The 18,514-nt window shown below is 67.3% G+C and carries 18 protein-coding genes and 2 tRNA genes; 9 read left to right on the forward strand and 11 right to left on the reverse strand.

The annotated features are described in order from the left end of the window. Positions 1–33: 33 nt before the first annotated feature. The 7 genes from mshD to asd all read left to right on the forward strand — a co-directional run bounded on the left by mshD (position 34) and on the right by asd (position 7,745). A complete protein-coding gene (mshD, locus tag QNO00_RS05835; protein ID WP_284023901.1) occupies positions 34–1,017 on the forward strand; it encodes a mycothiol synthase in 984 nt (327 codons plus the stop codon). A gap of 95 nt (positions 1,018–1,112) precedes the next feature. Beyond that, on the forward strand, positions 1,113–3,338 hold the full coding sequence (locus QNO00_RS05840; RefSeq protein WP_284023902.1) for an RNA degradosome polyphosphate kinase: 2,226 nt from the start codon (positions 1,113–1,115) through the stop codon (positions 3,336–3,338). 5 nt (positions 3,339–3,343) lie between these two features. Next, positions 3,344–4,393, forward strand: coding sequence for an NUDIX hydrolase (locus tag QNO00_RS05845; RefSeq protein WP_229964848.1), 1,050 nt, complete (start codon positions 3,344–3,346; stop codon positions 4,391–4,393). Positions 4,394–4,484: 91 nt separating this feature from the next. Next, positions 4,485–5,012, forward strand: a complete 528-nt coding sequence (locus QNO00_RS05850; protein ID WP_284023903.1) for a ferritin — start codon at positions 4,485–4,487, stop codon at positions 5,010–5,012. A gap of 64 nt (positions 5,013–5,076) precedes the next feature. Next, positions 5,077–5,880, forward strand: a complete 804-nt coding sequence (locus QNO00_RS05855; RefSeq protein ID WP_284015512.1) for a thymidylate synthase — start codon at positions 5,077–5,079, stop codon at positions 5,878–5,880. A 31-nt stretch (positions 5,881–5,911) separates the two neighbouring features. Beyond that, positions 5,912–6,595, forward strand: a complete 684-nt coding sequence (locus tag QNO00_RS05860; RefSeq protein WP_502863134.1) for a dihydrofolate reductase — start codon at positions 5,912–5,914, stop codon at positions 6,593–6,595. Between the two features lie 10 nt (positions 6,596–6,605). Continuing rightward, positions 6,606–7,745: an aspartate-semialdehyde dehydrogenase gene (asd, locus tag QNO00_RS05865; RefSeq protein WP_284023904.1), complete on the forward strand. Its 1,140-nt coding sequence runs from the start codon at positions 6,606–6,608 to the stop codon at positions 7,743–7,745. 18 nt (positions 7,746–7,763) lie between these two features. On the opposite strand, the gene QNO00_RS05870 is transcribed toward asd, so the two are convergent. Beyond that, entirely contained in the window at positions 7,764–7,955 is a 192-nt protein-coding gene (locus QNO00_RS05870) for a hypothetical protein (RefSeq protein WP_284023905.1), read from the reverse strand. Positions 7,956–8,058: 103 nt separating this feature from the next. On the opposite strand from QNO00_RS05870, the gene QNO00_RS05875 reads away from it, so the two are divergent. Further along, entirely contained in the window at positions 8,059–8,523 is a 465-nt protein-coding gene (locus QNO00_RS05875) for a hypothetical protein (protein WP_284023906.1), read from the forward strand. Positions 8,524–8,527: 4 nt separating this feature from the next. Here the strand turns inward: QNO00_RS05875 and QNO00_RS05880 are convergent, their stop codons facing one another. The 9 genes from QNO00_RS05880 to QNO00_RS05920 form a co-directional block, all read right to left on the reverse strand. Then, positions 8,528–9,604, reverse strand: coding sequence for a UDP-N-acetylmuramate dehydrogenase (locus QNO00_RS05880; RefSeq protein WP_284023967.1), 1,077 nt, complete (start codon positions 9,602–9,604; stop codon positions 8,528–8,530). Positions 9,605–9,609: 5 nt separating this feature from the next. After that, entirely contained in the window at positions 9,610–10,041 is a 432-nt protein-coding gene (locus QNO00_RS05885; protein ID WP_229964843.1) for a MaoC family dehydratase, read from the reverse strand. A gap of 4 nt (positions 10,042–10,045) precedes the next feature. Then, a complete protein-coding gene (locus tag QNO00_RS05890; protein ID WP_229964842.1) occupies positions 10,046–10,495 on the reverse strand; it encodes an FAS1-like dehydratase domain-containing protein in 450 nt (149 codons plus the stop codon). Beyond that, positions 10,492–10,722, reverse strand: coding sequence for a hypothetical protein (locus tag QNO00_RS05895; RefSeq protein ID WP_229964841.1), 231 nt, complete (start codon positions 10,720–10,722; stop codon positions 10,492–10,494). The genes QNO00_RS05890 and QNO00_RS05895 overlap by 4 nt, the downstream gene beginning before the upstream one ends. 61 nt (positions 10,723–10,783) lie before the next feature. After that, complete coding sequence (locus QNO00_RS05900; RefSeq protein WP_284023907.1) at positions 10,784–11,710, reverse strand: DUF2797 domain-containing protein; 927 nt, start codon at positions 11,708–11,710, stop codon at positions 10,784–10,786. Between the two features lie 204 nt (positions 11,711–11,914). After that, the gene (locus QNO00_RS05905; RefSeq protein ID WP_229964839.1) at positions 11,915–12,481 is read right to left on the reverse strand and encodes a type 1 glutamine amidotransferase domain-containing protein; all 567 of its coding nucleotides are present in this window, start codon (positions 12,479–12,481) and stop codon (positions 11,915–11,917) included. Between the two features lie 142 nt (positions 12,482–12,623). Then, positions 12,624–14,078: a MinD/ParA family ATP-binding protein gene (locus tag QNO00_RS05910; protein WP_284023908.1), complete on the reverse strand. Its 1,455-nt coding sequence runs from the start codon at positions 14,076–14,078 to the stop codon at positions 12,624–12,626. 224 nt (positions 14,079–14,302) lie between these two features. Beyond that, positions 14,303–14,376: transfer RNA gene (locus tag QNO00_RS05915), tRNA-Met, on the reverse strand. Positions 14,377–14,455: 79 nt separating this feature from the next. Continuing rightward, positions 14,456–14,527 (reverse strand) — tRNA-Thr (locus QNO00_RS05920). A 464-nt stretch (positions 14,528–14,991) separates the two neighbouring features. Between QNO00_RS05920 and QNO00_RS05925 the strand changes: the two genes are divergently transcribed. Then, on the forward strand, positions 14,992–16,365 hold the full coding sequence (locus QNO00_RS05925) for a protein kinase domain-containing protein (protein WP_284023909.1): 1,374 nt from the start codon (positions 14,992–14,994) through the stop codon (positions 16,363–16,365). 160 nt (positions 16,366–16,525) lie between these two features. Here QNO00_RS05925 and QNO00_RS05930 read toward each other — a convergent pair whose 3' ends face one another. Continuing rightward, positions 16,526–18,439, reverse strand: coding sequence for a DEAD/DEAH box helicase (locus tag QNO00_RS05930; RefSeq protein WP_229964836.1), 1,914 nt, complete (start codon positions 18,437–18,439; stop codon positions 16,526–16,528). Between the last annotated feature and the right edge of the window lie 75 nt (positions 18,440–18,514).

Raw genomic sequence — 18,514 nt, forward strand, 5'->3', positions numbered from 1 at the left:
TGCCCGCCGGCCTCCGGGCGTTAGGCTTCTTCAATGAGAGACGAACGAGTATTGCCCTGGACCGTCACCCTCACCAAGGGAACGCCCGATCCGGAACTCCTGGCCCAGATCCGTGAGCTCGCCTCCGCCGCCAACGACGCCGACGGCAATCCACCGCTCTCGGAGCAGACACTCGTTGATCTTCGTTCCGCCGAAACGGATCCCGGCTCGCTGTTGGTTTTTGCCACCTTCGCCGAGGACGAGTCCCCGGCGGCCTCGGCCGCGAAGGCCCTGGCCGGCGTCGCCGTGCTGATCCGCGGACGGGACGGAGAACCCGGCGTCCTGGAGCTGGTGGTTCATCCCGCATACCGGAGCAAGGGAGTGGGCGCCGCCCTGGCATCCGCGGTGCAGGAACAGGTGGGCGAAGGCTCGTTCCCCGCGCCCCAGGCGTGGTCGCACGGCAACCATGAAGCCGCCGTCGAACTCGCGCAGCGCTTCGGCTACCGCCCCGTGCGCGAGCTCCTGCGCCTGCGCCTGACCCACGGCGGCGAGGCTGCCGCCCTGCCCCCGGCCGACCTGCCAGACGGCGTGTCGCTGCGGTCCTTCCGGCCGGGCACCGACGAAGACGCCTGGCTCGCCGCGAACGCTGCGGCATTTGCGCACCACCCCGAGCAGGGCGGCATGACGCGCGCCGACCTGCAGGCGCGGATGGCGGAAGACTGGTTCGATCCGGAAGGCTTCCTCCTGGCGGTCCGCGACGACGACGGCGCGATCCTCGGCTTCCACTGGACCAAGGTCCATCCCGGCGCGGGCGGCCATCCGCCGATCGGCGAGGTGTACGTGGTCGGCGTCGTTCCCGCCGCCCAGGGCATGGGACTGGGCAAGACCCTGACCGTCGCGGGCATCCGGCATCTTCAGGACGCCGGGCTGCAGGCAATCATGCTCTACGTGGATGCCGACAACGAAGCCGCCATGGCGCTCTACAAGAGGCTGGGGTTCGTCCGCTGGGACACCGACGTGATGTACGCGGCCGGATGAGCCGGAACAGCTTGTAATGTTGATTCGACGGCTGTGTCCGCCGGGGAACCCCGGGAGCACGGTCCGAACCGCCGCCAGTACTGCAGGGAGAGACCATGGGATCCGATACCGCCGCCGAACCGCATTACACTTTCGGGTCGGCTGAGTCCATGTCTGCGCCCCGGGCCACCGAGGACCGGATAGACATTCCCGACTTCGGCCCGGCGCTGGTGCCCGAGGGGGACATCAGTCCGGAACGCTTCCTGGACCGCGAGATCAGCTGGCTGCACTTCAACGCCCGGGTCCTGGAGCTGGCCGAGGATCCGGACCTGTACCTGCTGGAACGGGTCAGCTTCCTGTCCATCTTCGCGTCCAACCTCGACGAGTTCTTCATGGTCCGCGTTGCCGGCCTGAAGCGCCGGATTGCCACCGGCCTGGCCGTCCCCTCGGCGGCCGGGCTGAGTCCCATTGAACAGCTGGAACACATTGTCGAAGCCGGCTACCGGCTGCAGCAGCGCCACGCCGAGGTCTTTGCGCGGCAGATCCGGCCCGCCCTGGCCGAGGAACAGATCTTCCTGGTGGGCTGGGACGAGCTCGACGACACGTCCAAGGCGTACCTGCACCGCCAGTTCGCCTCCAAGGTCTTTCCGATCCTCACGCCGCTGGCCGTGGATCCGGCGCATCCCTTCCCCTACATTTCCGGGCTGTCGCTGAACCTGGCCGTCGTCGTCCGCAATCCCGTCAGCGGCAAGGAATTCTTCGCCCGCGTGAAGGTGCCTGACCAGCTGCCGCGCCTGATCTCCGTGGACGGCCCCCGGGCCGGCAACGTGGCCGGCCGGGTGGCCCGCTTCATTCCGCTCGAAGACGTGATCGCCGAGCATCTGGACCAGCTCTTCCCCGGCATGGACGTGATGGAACACCACGCCTTCCGGGTGACCCGCAACGAGGACCTGGAGGTGGAAGAGGACGACGCCGAGAACCTCCTGCAGGCGCTCGAAAAGGAACTGCTGCGCCGCCGGTTCGGCCCGCCCGTCCGGCTTGAGGTCACCACCGACATCAATCCCAGCATCCGTGAACTGCTGGTGCGCGAACTCGGCGTCGAAGAGGACGAAGTTTATGCCCTGCCGGCTCCGCTGGATCTGCGCGGCCTGGCCGGCATCAGCCGGATTGACCGCGCCGACCTGCACTATCCCAAGCAGGTCCCGCACACCAGCCTGCACCTGAAGGAATCCGAAACCTCCAAGCCGGCCGATGTGTTCGCCGCCATGCGCCGCCGCGACATCCTGCTGCACCACCCGTACGATTCCTTCTCCACCTCGGTTCAGGCCTTCCTGGAGCAGGCCGCCGCGGATCCGCGCGTCCAGGCCATAAAGCAGACCCTGTACCGCACGTCCGGGGACTCCCCCATCGTTGACGCGCTGATTGACGCCGCCGAATCAGGCAAGCAGGTCCTGGCCCTGGTGGAGATCAAGGCGCGCTTCGACGAGCAGGCGAACATTTCCTGGGCGCGCAAGCTGGAGCAGGCCGGCGTCCATGTGGTGTACGGAATCGTGGGCCTGAAAACCCACTGCAAGCTTTCCCTGGTGGTCCGCCAGGAAGTGGACGGGCTGCGGCGCTACTGCCACATCGGCACAGGCAACTACCATCCGCGCACCGCCCGGTACTACGAGGACCTCGGGCTGCTGACGTCCAACGAGCAGGTGGGCGAGGACCTGACGAAGCTCTTCAACCAGCTCTCCGGCTACGCCCCGAAGTCAACGTTCAAGCGCCTGCTGGTGGCTCCCCGGTCGGTCCGGTCAGGCCTGATCGACCGCATTGAGCGGGAAATTGCCAACAAAAAGGCCGGGCTGGCCGCACGCGTGATCATCAAGGTCAATTCGATGGTGGATGAGGCGATCATCGACTCCCTGTACCGGGCTTCGCAGGCCGGCGTCCGGGTGGACGTGATCGTGCGCGGCATCTGCTCGGTGCGGCCGGGTGTTCCGGGACTGAGCGAGAACATCACCGTCCGTTCCGTGCTGGGCCGCTTCCTCGAGCACTCCCGGGTCTTCGCGTTCGCCAATGCCGGGGATCCGGTGGTGTTCATCGGTTCGGCCGACATGATGCACCGCAACCTGGACCGCCGGGTAGAAGCCCTGGTGCAGCTGGCCTCACGGGAGGACGTCGCTGACCTCATCTCCCTCATGGACCGCTACATGGACCCCGGGACGGCGAGCTGGCACCTCGAGAAGGACGGCATCTGGACCCGGCACCATAAGAACGAGGAGGGGGAACCGCTCCAGGACGTGCAGTCCTGGCTGCTGGCTTCCCGGTCCCGCCAGCGCGCCGCCGCCCGCCGTTGATGGTCATGTCCACTGAACCCGGAACCTCGGCGGACGAGCTGATTCAGCCCCAGGGCGAACGGACCCGGCCTTCGGGTGCCGGCGGCTGGCCCGACGGCGAGAAAACGCCGGGCGAGGGCGGCACCGCGGCGGAGGCCATTCGAGTGGTGGCCGCCGGCGCGCTGTGCTGGCGCACCCGGGACGGCCGGCTCGAGGTCCTCATGATTCACCGCCCCCGGTACAAGGACTGGTCCTGGCCCAAGGGAAAGCTGGACGACGGGGAAACCACTCCCGAATGTGCGGTGCGGGAGGTCCGGGAGGAAGCCGGGATCCGGATCCGGCTGGGCATTCCCCTGCCGGCCCCTGTGTATCCGGTGGCGTCGGGCATGAAGATTGTCCATTACTGGGCCGCTCGGATCCAGGACGGCAAACCGGTTCCGGACGGCAAGGAAGTGGACGGCGTCCGCTGGTGCAGTCCGGAGGAAGCGCACGCCGAGCTGACCAATCCCTCCGACAGGCTGCCGCTGCATGCCCTGGAAGAGGCCCATGCCGAGGGCAGGCTCCGGACCTGGCCGCTGATTGTCGTCCGGCACGCCAAGGCGAAGCCGCGCTCCTCCTGGACCCGGGCCGAAGGCGACCGGCCGCTGGCGGCAACCGGGCTGCGCCAGGCACAGGCCGTGTCGCGGCTGCTGGCCGCGTGGCTCCCGGACCGCGTGGTGTCCAGTCCCTGGGTCCGCTGCGTGCAGACGGTGCGTCCGTATGTGAAGGCAAGGTCAGTGAAGTTCAAGACCGTGGATGCCATCACCGAGCGCAGCGCCAAGCGCAAGCCGGGGAAGGCACGGAACGCGGTGGAGGCGCTGTTCGACAAGGGCAAGCCGGTGGTGCTGTGCACCCACCGGCCGGTGCTTCCCCTGACCTTCGAGGTCCTGTCCCGGCACATGCCCACCGGCCTGTCCATTGGGCTGCCGTCCAAGGACCCGTTCCTGGCGCCGGGTGAAGCCGTGATCTGCCAGGTCAGCGCAACCGACGAGGGAAGAATCGTCTCCCTGGAACGCTTCCGGGCCTTCGACGACTAGCTGGGGCCCGATCCGGATAGGCTTGGCCCGCCCAGGCGAGCCAAGCCTATCCGTGCTTTTTTCGGTGCACCCGGCGGCCTAGGGTGGGGCCATGAGCACATTCACGGAACTCCTCGAAGCCCAGATCGGCCACGAATTCAACGCCTCCCAGCAGTACATTGCGATGGCAGTGTTCTTTGACGGTGAAGACCTCCCGCAGCTGGCCCGGCACTTCTACGCCCAGTCGGTGGAGGAACGCAACCACGCCATGATGCTGGTGCAGTACATGGTGGACCGGGACCTTCCCGTTCGCATTCCCGGCATCGCAGCGGTGCGCAACGACTTTTCCACCGTGGTGGAACCCATAAGCCTGGCCCTGGAACAGGAAAAGCAGGTGACCCGGCAGATCGAGGCGCTCTTTGCCGCGGCGCGCGCCGAAGGTGATGCCCTCGGCGAGCAGTTCATGCTGTGGTTCCTCAAGGAACAGGTGGAGGAAGTTGCCTCCATGTCGACGCTGCTGACGGTTGCCAAGCGGGCAGAGAACCTCTTCGACTTGGAGAACTTCATGGCCCGCGAGCAGATCGGCGACAGCGGCCGGCACGACGCCGCGGCACCCGCAGCCGCCGGCGGCGCGCTCTAACCCTCAGAAGCCAGCGAGGACGGGCGGCAAACAGCCAAGTGCACAGACGAACTAGACTGATGCAGTGACTATTCCTACCCCGTATGAAGACCTGCTCCGCGACGTCATGGACCACGGGACGCAGAAATCCGACCGCACCGGCACCGGCACCCGCAGCGTTTTCGGCCGCCAGATGCGCTTTGACCTGCAGGATTCCTTTCCGCTGATCACCACCAAGCGGGTGCACTTCAAGTCGGTGGCCCTTGAGCTGCTGTGGTTCCTGCGCGGGGACTCCAATGTCCGCTGGCTGCAGGAGCGCGGCGTGAAGATCTGGAACGAATGGGCGGACGACGACGGCGAGCTGGGCCCGGTCTACGGCGTCCAGTGGCGCTCGTGGCCGACGCCGGACGGGGGCTCCATCGACCAGATCGCCAAGGTGGTCGAGAGCATCCGGACCAATCCCGATTCCCGCCGCCACATCGTCACCGCCTGGAACCCGGCCGAGGTGGACAACATGGCCCTGCCGCCGTGCCACGCCCTGTTCCAGTTCTACGTGGCCGACGGGAAGCTCTCCTGCCAGCTGTACCAGCGCTCCGCCGACCTGTTCCTCGGGGTGCCGTTCAACATTGCCTCTTACGCGCTGCTGACCCTCATGGTCGCGCAGCAGACCGGCCTGGAGCCGGGAGAGTTCGTCTGGACCGGCGGGGATGTCCACATCTATGACAATCACGTGGACCAGGTCCGGGAACAGCTCAGCCGCGAGCCCTTCCCCTATCCGCAGCTGCGCCTGGCGCGGAAGCCGGACTCGATTTTCGGCTACGCCCTGGAGGACTTCGAGGTCCTGGACTACCGGCACCATCCCGGCATCAAAGCTCCGATTGCAGTCTGAGAGGCGCGCTCCCTTGAGTAACTTGAGCAGCTTGAGTAATTCCACCGGCGGCATCCGCTACTTTCCCGCCGGCGGCGCAGAGGCTTCCCCCGAGGGGCAGGACCTGAGCTCGGCACTGGCGGAGCATGTGCCCGCGAATACCCGGGATCCGCTGATCGGCCTGATCTGGGCCCAGACGATCGACGGGGTGATTGGCCGCGACGGCGGCATGCCGTGGCACCTTCCCGAAGACCTGGCGCACTTCAAGGCCACCACTGCGGGACATCCGGTCATCATGGGGCGGCGGACCTGGGAATCCTTCCCGCCCGCCTTCCGCCCGCTGCCCGGCCGCACCAACATCGTGGTCAGCTCCAGCGACACGCTGGCTGCGGAGATCGCGCCGTCCGGCGCCGTCGTCGTTCCCTCGCTGGAGCAGGCGCTGGACACCGCTCGCCGCAGTCCGGGCAGCGGGGAAATCTGGATCATCGGCGGCGCCCGGCTCTGGGAATCGGCTGTGCCGCTCGCCGACGCCGCGGTGGTAACCGTCATCGATGCCAGCATCGAGGGCGACACTTATGCGCCGGGGCTGGGACCGGACTGGACGTTCACCGCCGTGAGCCCGGCCCGGGGATGGTTTGCCGCTGCCAACGGCACCGCGTACAGGATTGCCTTGTGGGTCCGCGCCCGGACGTCCGACACCGTCACCGATCAGGACGGGCAAGCCGAACTGCCCTAAACTGGGAAGCATGACTTTCGCAGCTACCTCCGTTCCCACCGCGGGCTTCATCGGCTGGCGGGGCATGGTCGGTTCCGTCCTCATGCAGCGCATGCAGGACGAGGGCGACTTTGACCTGATCAACCCCGTGTTCTTCTCCACCTCCAACGCGGGAGGCGCCGCGCCGGCCTTCGCCGACGGTGCGGGAAAGCTTCAGGACGCGTACGACGTCGAGACGCTGGCCAAGCTGCCGATTATCGTTACCGCCCAGGGCGGGGGCTACACCTCCGAGGTCTACCCCAAACTGCGCGACGCCGGCTGGGACGGGCTCTGGATTGACGCTGCGTCCACGCTGCGGATGGAGCAGGAATCGATCATCGTCCTGGACCCGGTGAACCGGAACGTCATCGACGCCGGCCTGGCGCGCGGCGTGAAGAACTTCGTGGGCGGCAACTGCACTGTCTCCTGCATGCTGATGGGACTGGGCGGACTGTTCCGCAACGGCCTGGTGGAGTGGGGCACCTCCATGACCTACCAGGCGGCTTCGGGCGGAGGCGCCCGGCACATGCGCGAACTGCTCAACCAGTTCGGATCGCTGAACTCCGTCGTGGCGGACAATCTGGCCGATCCCGGCTCCGCCATCCTGGACATCGACCGGGCCGTCCTGGCCCAGCAGCGGAACCCGAACCTGGACGCCTCGCAGTTCGGCGTGCCGCTGGCGGGTTCGGTGATCCCCTGGATCGATGCGGACCTGGGCAACGGGCAGTCCAAGGAAGAATGGAAGGCCGGCGCGGAGACCAACAAGATTCTGGGCCGGGAAACCGACGGGCGGATTCCGTTCGACGGTCTGTGCGTCCGGATCGGCGCGATGCGCTCGCACTCCCAGGCGCTGACGCTCAAGCTCACCGAGGACCTGTCCGTCGCCGAGATTGAACGCATCATCGACGCCGACAACGAATGGGCCAAGGTGGTGCCCAACACCAAGGAAGCGTCCATGGCGGAGCTGACACCGGTGGCGGTCAGCGGAACCCTGGACATTCCGGTGGGCCGGATCCGCAAGCTGGAAATGGGCCCGGAGTACATCAGCGCCTTCACCATCGGTGACCAGCTGCTCTGGGGCGCTGCCGAGCCGCTGCGGCGCATGCTCAAGATCGCCACCGGCAACCTCTAAAACACCGGGTTTTTCGGTTTAGGGCTCAGGGTTCCGCCGGCCCGCGAAGCGGACCAGCAGGAGAACCAGGGCCACGCCCGCAGCCACTACCAGGGCGGCGAGTGGCCAGGGGGCTCCGCCGTCCAGCATCCGGAAAGCCATCCGCAGGGCGATCAGGGTCACCAGGAAACCCGCCGGATAGACGGCCAGCGGCCATCTCCGTCGCGCCATCTGCTGTCCTTCCTGCCGGTGCCGGGGCGGCGGACTGCGCCGGCGGTTGAGCTTGAGGCTACCCCTTCCGCCCAGTGTCAGTGGCAGGTGGGACGGTGTTCCCATGGAGCAGAAACCGGCAGGCCAGCAACCCCTGGAATCCATTGATTCCATCCTCGACAGTTTTTTCGCGTCCAGCTGCATCGGCAAACGGATACCCACCGGCGTGCGGTATCTGCGGGTGGGGGCGCATCTGCGGGATTACCTCGAAACGGAAGGCGAGCGGATTCTCTGCGCCGAAGACGCCGAGCTGCTGGACCTTGAGCGGTCCCTGGATCCGGATGATGCCTTTGCCCGGCTGTTCGGAGCGGAAGTGCTCGCCTACCTGCTCAGCGGCTTCCTGGAACCGGAGTGGCTGCTGCCGGATCTCCAGGACCGCCGGACCCAGATCAGCCTGACGCCGCGGCTGATCCAGTGGCTGTGCAACTGCCGTCTGCTGGATCCCCGCCGGGACCGCGCCGCCATCCACAGCACCCGGGCGGCGGCGGCCTGGGCGCGGCGCGGGCCGGCCCGCGGAGGGCCGCGTTAGGCGGTCAGAGGCTGCAGTTGATCAGCAGCGGCTCGGGGTGCAGCCGGATGCCGAACGCGTCCTCCACGCCGTCGGCCACGGCCCGTGCCACGGCCAGCAGGTCTTCGGCGGTGGCGTTGCCGCGGTTCGTCACGGCCAGCGTGTGTTTGGTGGACAGCGAGGCGCGGCCGCCGGCCAGTTCAGTGCCCTGGCCGGTGGAGGGCAGGCCGAACCCCTTGGGAAAACCGGACCGGTCAATCAGCCAGGCGGCGCTGAGCTTGACCATGCCGGGCTGGGACACCGGATAGCGCGGCGCCTCCGGCGGCAAATGAGCGGCCGCTTCCTCGGACACCACCGGGTTCGTGAAGAACGATCCGGTGCTGTACGTGTCGGGATCCGACGCGTCAAGCACCATGCCCTTGCCGGCACGCAGGCGCAGGACCTCGCGGCGCACGTCGTCGGCGGGAGCCCGCTCGCCCACCTGCACGTTCAGGGCGCGGGCCAGCTCGGCGTAGCGCACCGGGGCGCTCTCCATGCCGCGGGTCAGCCCGAAGTCGACGGTGAGGACCACATAGCGCGGCGAGCCGTTCACGGTGCTGCGCTTGAGCACCGAGTCCCGGTAGCCGAACTGCAGGTCCTCGTTGCCGAAGGAAACGATGGCTCGGTCCTGCCGGTCCCAGGCACGGACTCCGGTGATGCTGTGCGAGACGTCGGCGCCGTAGGCGCCCACGTTCTGCACCGGCGTCGCGCCGGCCAGTCCCGGAATGCCGGAGAGGGCCTCCAGTCCGGAGCAGCCCTCGCGCAGCGTTTGCGCCACCACCTCGTCCCAGGGGTGTCCGGCCTGGGCCCGGACCGTCACGGTTCCATCGGTGTTGGTGTTCAGGTCCAGGCCGAGGGTGGCGACGTGGACCACCGCACCGTCAAAACCGGCGTCGGAAATCAGCAGATTGGAGCCGCCGCCCACGATCAGCAGCGGTTCCTTCGCTTCGTCGGCGGCGCGGACCGCGCCGATCAGCTCGTCTTCGGTTTCCGCGTTGATGTAGCGGCGCGCCGGGCCGCCTACGCGGGAGGTGGTCAGGGAGGCCAGGGGTACCGAGGTCAGTGCGCTCACCAGATCCGTACAACCGCCTGTGCCTTGACCAGGACCTTCTTGCCGTCGTAGGTGACGGTGAGGTCCACGCGTGCGGTGGAATTGTCGGCGTCGAGCGCGCCAATGACGCCGGTGACCTCGACGACGGCGCCGGGTTCCCCTTCAATGTCCTCGACGGGGACCGGGCGGGTGAAGCGGGTCTGGTAGTCGATGACGGCGCCGGGGTCGCCGATCCAGTCGGTCACCAGCTGCACTGCGGCGCCCATGGTGAACATGCCGTGGGCGATGACGCCGGGCAGGTCCACGCTGCGGGCGAAGCGCTCGTTCCAGTGGATGGGGTTGAAATCTCCGGACGCTCCCGCGTAGCGGACCAGGTCGGCGCGGGAAATCTCCAGCGTGGCGGAACCGATTTCCTGCCCGGGAGCGAGTTCGCTCAATGCAATCGACACGGCGTTACTGCCCTTCTCCTCGGACGAGGATTGATGACACGGCGGTGGCGACTTTTTCGCCCTCCGTGGTGGAGATCTCCGATCGGGTGGTGAGCAGGGCGCCGTCGCCCATGGCCCGGACGGCATCCACGGAAAGCTCAGCGATGAGTTCGTCGCCGGCGACGATTGGCCGGTGGTGGGTGAAGCGCTGGTCGGCGTGCACTACGCGGGTGAAGTCGATGCCGGCGTCGGGGTCTGAGATGAGCTGCGCGTCGGCGCGCTGGGCCACGATCACGGCAAACGTGGGAGGGGCCACCAGATCGGCATAACCCAGGCGCTCGGCTTCGGCCACGTCAAAGTGGGCGGCATGGCTGGCCTGAACGGCGCGGGCGAATTCGCGGATCTTCTCGCGGCCCACCTGATACGGCTCGCTGGCAGGGTAGCTGCGGCCCTGCAGCTCGGGATTAATGCTCATTTGGTTCCCTTCATCCGGCGCCGGGCGTCCCGGGCTCGAACCACCATGCCGGTGAGGTGCAGGCACATGCCCACCACGATCACCGGGGCGGCAATGTACATCAGCAGCTGAGACTCGCTAACGGCGCCGACGACGACCATCAGCACACCGGCTCCCGAGACCACCAGCGCGGAGACGACCAGTTTGCGGTACAGGGCGGAACCGGTCTCCCAGGGAGTGTTTAGCATGGTCCCAGAATACAGGCGCGGCACCTTCCGCCGCGAAACGGGGCCCGGGCCGCCGGCTTGCTCAGAAGAGCGCGGTCTGCAGGGCGGGCAAAAGGGTCCGGTAGGGGCCGGTCTGCAGGCGCCGGCCCTTGAGCCGGGCCAGATTCGCAACGAAGGGCGTGTCGGAGCCCTCCACCCGCACCAGCGCCGCGGCTCCCAGCATGGCCTCGATGGACAGACCGTGTTCACCGCTGCCCGGATCCAGCGGGTAAGGGGCAGCCCCGGCCGCGCCGAGCACGGTTTGCGCCTGCTCCGGGCGCTGCCAGGTCTCGTCAGCGACGGCGAACCCTTCGATGCCGGAGCCGCGCAGCAGATGACGCGCGGACGCCGCGTGGCGGGAATTGATTCCGTCCAGAAGGTCCGGCGCCAACGGCCGGGCCAGTGCCGCGGTCTTCGCGCCGGCACGGACCGCCTGGACCAGCCCCGCTTCGGCCGTGACCAAATCTTCGAGGATGCGGACCACGCGTCCGTCCCCGGCGCGGGCAACGTAACGCGCCGCCACCGCGCCCTGCTCGGTCAGGCGCAGGCGCTTGTGCCCGTCAGCGGCCGTGCCCACCTTGGTGGTGCCGTCGGCAAAGGTCGCCACATAGAGCCAGTGCGGCTGGGCCAGGTACAGCTTCAGCCCCGGGGACGCGATGCCTGACCGGTGGCTGTTGTGCACCAGCCGCCAGTCGTCACGGGCGAAGCAGGGCCCGCACTGATAGCCGCGGTCCGCCGGAGCGTGTCCCGGACAGGGCTCGTGGAGCCGGGTGTGCCTGTCCTGCACCTTCACGGAGCCGAGGCAGTATTTCAGGGCTCCGCCGTCCCCGGGCAGCACCCGGTAGGCCAGGGCGGTGCCGGCGTCGAGCCGCCGGCGCTCCCGTGCTCCCTCGGGAGTGCTCAGCGCCAGGTACGGGCCGTCGTCGTCCCAGGAAACTCCGGTGCACAGGTACCGGCCGGCAGCAGTCATCGAAGCGGATCTCCAGGTATTCAGCGGGCGGGCAGGACATTTGGCAGCAGGACAATTGGCAGCAGGACAATGGGCAGCAGGACAATGGGCAGCAGGACAATGGGCGGGGAATAGCTTCCCCGCCCATTGTCCCGCTATCTCATCCCGCCGCGGCGGACCCGCCCCGGCCTGTCGCCGCGATCTCCGGCCGGAGACTGCGACGGGTCAGGCGTGCTGGCCTTCGTGCTCGCCTTCGGCGATTTCCTCGACCAGTTTGTCGTTGAAGGCGGGCAGGTCGCCGGGGTTGCGGCTGGTCACCAGGCCCTGGTCCACCACCACTTCCTCGTCGCTCCAGTTGGCGCCGGCGTTCTTCAGGTCCGTCGCCAGGGACGGATAGGACGTCATGTCGCGCCCCCGGACCACGCCGGCCTCGATCAGCAGCCAGGGGGCATGGCAGATTGACGCCACCGGCTTGTGCGCCTCGAAGAACGCGCGGGCAAAATCCTGGGCGTCTTTGTCCACCCGCAGGTAATCGGCATTGACCACTCCCCCGGGCAGCACCAGCGCGTCATAGTCCGCGGCGTCCGCGTCCGCGACGGTCAGGTCGACGGTGAAGGTCTCCCCCTTGTCGATGCCGTCGAAACCCTGGATGGTGCCGCTGGACAGGGAGACCAGTGTGGGCTCTCCGCCGGCAGCCTTCACGGCTTCCCACGGGCTGGTGAGCTCCACCTGTTCCACCCCGTCGGTTAGGAGAAAAGCGACCTTCTTGCCGGAAATATCATGCTCAGCCATGTTGCCTCCGTTTTTCCTCGATGCTTGGCCGGCGGTTGCCTGAAACGTACAATGAACCGCCTCGCCGAACCTGGCGGTTCCGCTGCCCCTACCCTAGAAAACACCACCGACAATAAGCAAGCTGACTATCTTCGCGGGCGGTTCAGCTAACGGGCCCTGTTTCCGACAGGCCGGCGGCCACTGCCGCAGCGGCGGTGAGCCAGGCCCGCTGCGTCGCCGAGCGAAGCGAACCGTACCGGATTTGCCCCTTCCGCAGCGCAGCGTCGTAGGGAATGGTGACGGTGGCCCGGGCCAGCGGCTCAAAGCCCTGCGCCACCGAGCGGATCTGGGCATCAGTGCCGTTGCGGTTGGACTGGCTGACGATGACGACGGCGTTGGCCGCCAGCTGCGCAAACGCACCGCCGCGTTCCTGCAGGGCTTCGAGGAGCAGGGCGCCGGCCTCGGCATGTTCATCCACCGTGGTGGTGGCGATCACCAGCTGATCCGTGTGGTGGATCATCCGCAGCCAGCGCTCGGCGCTTTCATCGTTGCCGGAGTCCATGATGTTCAGCCGGAAGTACTTCGAGGCAACCTCGTGCAGGGCATCAAAGTCCGCCATCGTGATCTTCTGCTCGGAGGCCAGGACGTCGGGCTTCGACCGCAGGACGTCAAACTTGTCCTCGGTTTGGTGGTGCACGAAGCGGGCCAGCAGCGCCGACTGGGCCGCCGGCGACAGCAGGTTGCCGGTGTTCGGCAGCAGGTCCATGACGGTTGCGTCGTGCGGACCCTGCTCGGTGCGCCAGCCCAGGGTTCCCCGGGTTTCGTTGTTGTCCCAGGCGAGCACGGGACCGCCGCCGTTGCGGGCAAACACGGCCGCAAGCATCACCGTGGTGGGCGTTTTGTTGGCACCGCCCTTGCCGTTGACCACGGAGATGGTGCGCGGGCCGGGCCAGTGCTGGCTGACCGCCCGGATGTCGCGGCGCTCCGCCAGCTCGGACTCAGAGGGTGATATCCGCACGCCGAGGCTGGCTATAACGCCGCGGAAGCCTCGGGTGGCGGGAATCCGGGCGGTCTGCGTGTCCAGGAACGAGGCCCGGCGGCGGGCCGGTGCACGGTCGCGCACTTCGGCGCGGGTTGCCGGCGTTCCAGCGGAGGCGGGTTCGGGAGCGGGACGGGCGGCGGGCAGCTCGGGCGTGGGCGGGGCGGCGGGTTCGGCCAGACCAGCAGACTGAACGGGATGGTCCTGCGGTTCCGGGGCTTCCCGGATGGGCGTTGCGGCGGCAGCGGAACCGGCAGCGACCGACTGGAACACCGGTTCCGGGGGCAGCGGCGGAGGCATCGACGGTCGATCCAGCTCGAGCCCGGCCTCCAAGCGGTACGCGGCAAGGTCACCGTCGGCAAGGCCGCCGTCGGAGGGAAGGGCTCCCGTAAAGTTGCCGCCGTCGTCGGCCCTCTCGTCCGCCCCGCTGAAAATCCGGTCGGCGAATGTGGAGGTTTCAGCCGCCGACCCGCCGTGCCCCGCATTCTGGTGTTCGGTGTGCGCACGCAGCCTTCGCCGAGTGGGCCAGTTCTCCGGGTAATCGGAATCGGAATCGGCGTCGGATGTGTACTCAGTCATGGGTCTGCGTCTTTCGTTCCGGAGGGGGCTTGATCTGGACGATAAGTTTTCGCATGGTACTTCGCCGCTTGGTTCCGGCACCCGCGTAGTGATCGTTCACCGATCTTCGGCCCCCGCCGGATTCGCCTTCCGCGCTGCCGCGCCGGACAGCACACGGGCGAACCCGCTGCGCATCCGGGCACAGAAAAACCCCCGGAATCACAAGGATTCCGGGGGTCCGGCTGTAGCGGTGGGGAGGCTCGATCTCCCGACCTCACGATTATGAGTCGTGCGCTCTAACCAACTGAGCTACACCGCCAAAAAATGAGTGAAGCCCGCGTCCCTAAATTGGCCTCTGCAAAACAAACAGCCTTAGCAACACGGGCCCTCCCATTGAGAGCCCCGACCGGGAATCGATCCCGGGACCTCCATCTTACCAAGATGGCGCTCTACCACTGAGCTATCGGGGCAACGAGTAAATACTTTACCAGCACTTTTGGAGAACGTGAAATCGGGCAAAAACCGCGCCAGCAAAGTGATCCAGGCCACTTCGGTGGAGGCTGGGAATCTGCCCCCCGCAAGGCCGTCCGGACACCCGCTTTCCGGGCCGCCCGCCACCCCTCCAGCGCACCCGCTGCACCTGCTGCCACTTTGGTAAATCACTGCCACTTTGGCGATTCCCTGCCACTTTGGTAAATCCCTGCCGGTCCGCAGTGGCAGGGATTTAACAAACCGGTCGATTTACGCCAAACCGGAGGGCTTCCACTCGCACCGGCGCCTCCGCTCGGGCCGCCGCCCGGCATCGGTTGCCGCCCGCTTCCAGGCCTCCGCCATCCCTTCAGGGGGGCCTTTCCCAGAGCCGTCCGAGCCGCCCGTGGCGGGTAAAAACCCCGCGGAATCCTCAGTATGCTTAGGGAACAAGAAAGTAGGTACAGTGACTGATTCCCCAAAGCACCCCGCGGGTGCGCTGCTGGGTGCGCGCTACCGGCTGGTCGAGAAGATCGGCGCCGGAGCGATGGGAACCGTGTACCGGGCCCGGGACGAATTCCTTGACCGCGAGGTCGCGGTCAAGCTGGCCCGCTCCGTTGCCGCCACTCCGGACGAGCAGCGTGAGACCGACGCCGAAGCCAAGATCCTGGCCCGCCTGAACCACCACAGCCTGGTCACCCTGTTGGATGCAGGCACCCACCTCAGCGACACCGGCGTCCAGCAGGTGTACCTGGTCATGGAACTGGTGGCGGGACCCGACCTGCGCGAGCGGCTCCAGGGCGGCCCGTTGGCCGCACGCCAGGTGGCCCAGTTGGGCTACGACCTGGCAGTGGGTCTTGATTACATGCACGACGCCGACGTCGTGCACCGCGATGTGAAGCCTGCCAACATCATGCTGTTCGACTACCGGGGGGACGACACCCGGCTGCGGGCCAAGCTCACGGATTTCGGCGTGGCACTGGTCGCCCGCGGTCCGCAGCCGCAGAGCGGCACGTTCACCGGATCAGCGGCGTACATGAGCCCGGAGCAGGCCCGCGGCGAAGCTGTGGGCACGGCGTCCGACATCTATTCGCTCGGCCTGGTCCTGCTGCAGTGCCTCACCGGCGTGCCCGCCTACCCCGGGCCGGCCCTGGAGAGTGCCGTGGCGCGCCTCCTGAGGCCCCCTGCCATCCCCGACACCCTCGAAGAGGGGTTCCGGGTGCTGCTGCGTGAAATGACGGCACTGGAGCCGCAGGAGCGGCCTTCCGCCCATGATGCTTCGCTGGCACTGTTTGAACTGGCCGTGGCTCCGCGCGCCCGGCACCGGCAGAGCCCGCCGCTGATCCCCGAAAACGAAGCGGAACGGCTGGAAGCGGTCCGCCGCTACAACCTGCTGGATACCCCGCCGGACGGCGCCTTCGACCGGATCACGGCTCTGGCCTCGCGGCTGTTCTCCGTGCCGGTGGCCATCGTGAGCGTGGTGGACACCGACCGGATCTGGTTCAAGTCCCACCACGGCACCGACGCCCAGCAGATCGGCAGGGATCCGGGACTCTGCGCCTCCGCCATTCTGCAGGATGAAGCCTGGGTGGTCTCCGACGCCCGGGCAGATCCACGGACACTGGCCAATCCCCTGGTCGCCGGCGAGTTCGGCCTCCAGTTCTACGCCGGGGTCCCGCTCTCCACCCGCGACGGTTACAACCTGGGAACGCTGTGCATCCTGGACCGTACGCCGCGGGACTTCACCGACGACGACGTCCTGACCCTCGAGGACCTGGCCGCCATCGTGATGAATGACCTGGAGCTGCGGCTCGAAAGCCAGCGCGCCCTCGTCGGCTGACCGCCCGCGCCAGCGCAACAAGCCCGCACCGAAACAAAGGGCCGGCACCAGCACAAAAGGAAGGGCGCCTCCGGAAAAATCCGGAGGCGCCCTTCCTTTTGCCTTACGTCAGAGCGGCTGCGCCTGCAGTGTGCAGGCGCTCCGCTGCCGAGCGTGCTGCTTAGTCGCGGAAACGCGGCTGGCGGGTACCGGCAGGCTTGAAGCCGCCGCGGTCGCCTTCGCGCTTCTTGAAGCCGCCACGGTCGCTGCCGCGGTCGCTGGCACTGCGGTCACCGAAGGAACGCTCGCCGTCGCGCTTCTTGAAATCCTTCTTGAAGCCGCCGCGGTCGCCGCGGTCGTTGAAGCCGCCGCTTTCGCGTTCGCGGGACGGCTTGCGGCCGTTGTCCAGCTCGAGGTGGATCAGCTCGCCGCCGATCCGGGTGCGGGACAGGGCGCGCAGCTGATCCTGGCTGAGGTCAGCCGGGAGTTCAACGAGCGTGTGGTCGGCGCGGATGTCGATGCCGCCGATCTGTGCGGAGGAGAGTCCGCCTTCGTTGGCAATGGCGCCAACGATGGAGCCGGGCATAACGCGCTGGCGGCGGCCGACGGCGATGCGGTACGTTGCATTGCCTTCGGTCAGCGGGCGTGTCGGGCCGCGGGAGCCGGTCGCGTCGCCGCGGCCTTCGGAACGCTCGCGCTGGCGGGCCGGAGCCTGCGGAATTTCTTCCATCAGCAGCGGGCGGCCGCCCTGGGCCATGACGGCCAGTGCAGCGGCAACTTCCTCGGGAGTGACGTCGTGGTCGGCCAGGTAGGTCGTGACCAGGTCGCGGAAGACCGAGACATCCTCGGATGCCAGGGTTTCGGTGATCTGCTCGGAGAACTTCGCGAGGCGCTTGTTGTTCACGATGTCGATGCTCGGAAGCTGCATGTGCTCAACCGGCTGGCGGGTAGCCTTCTCGATGGCCCGCAGCAGGTACTTCTCACGCGGGGTCATGAAGAGGATCGCGTCGCCGGTGCGTCCTGCGCGGCCGGTGCGGCCGATGCGGTGGACGTAGGACTCCGTGTCATGCGGGATGTCGTAGTTGATGACGTGGCTGATGCGCTCAACGTCAAGACCGCGGGCGGCGACGTCGGTGGCAACCAGGATGTCGATCTTGCCGCTGCGCAGGGCCTCGACGGTGCGCTCGCGCTGCTGCTGCGGGATGTCACCGTTGATTGCTGCGGCCAGGTAGCCGCGGGCCTTGAGCTTGTCAGCCAGGTCCTCGGTTGCCATCTTGGTGCGGACGAAGGCGATGACGCCGTCGTAGTCTTCGCTTTCCAGGATGCGGGTCATCGCGTCCAGCTTGTGCGGGCCCATGACCTGCACGTAGCGCTGGCGGGTGTTCGCACCGGTGGTCGTCTTGGACTTGACCGTGACCTCGGCCGGGTTGTTCAGGTACTTCTTGGCGATCTTGCGGATCGCGCCGGGCATCGTGGCGGAGAACAGTGCCACCTGTTTGTCGGCGGGTGTGGTCGAGAGGATCTGCTCAACATCTTCGGCGAAGCCCATACGGAGCATTTCGTCGGCCTCGTCCAGTACCAGGTACTGAAGGTTGGACAGGTCCAGGGAACCCTTGGAGATGTGGTCGATGACGCGACCCGGGGTACCGACAACAACCTGGGCGCCGCGGCGCAGGCCGGCCAGCTGGGGGCCGTAGGCGGATCCGCCGTAGACCGGCAGGACGGTGAAGTTGTCGATGTGCTTGGCGTAGGAAGCGAAGGCTTCAGCGGACTGAAGGGCCAGTTCGCGGGTCGGGGCCAGCACGAGGATCTGGGTGTCCTTGGTGGCGGGCAGGCCGGCCATCAGGGACAGGGCGGGAACCGCGAATGCGGCGGTCTTGCCGGTTCCGGTCTGCGCCAGGCCGACGACGTCGCGGCCTTCAAGCAGGAGGGGGATGGTGGCTGCCTGGATGGGAGAAGGCTTTTCGTAGCCTACGTCTACCAGTGCCTGCAGAACGCGCGGGTCCAGACCGAAGTCGGTGAAGAGAACCTGGTTCTCTTCGGCTTCGGGAGCGGCGGTTGCTGCGGTTTCGGTGTTTTCTACAGAGTCAAGCAAAAGAAATAATCCTCATTCATTGGGACCGCGCGGCCAGAGACGGCCGCAGGACGTAAGTCCGGCGCTATTGCAATC

Origin of the sequence: Arthrobacter sp. zg-Y1219, assembly GCF_030125545.1 — a bacterium.
Classification (GTDB): domain Bacteria; phylum Actinomycetota; class Actinomycetes; order Actinomycetales; family Micrococcaceae; genus Arthrobacter_B.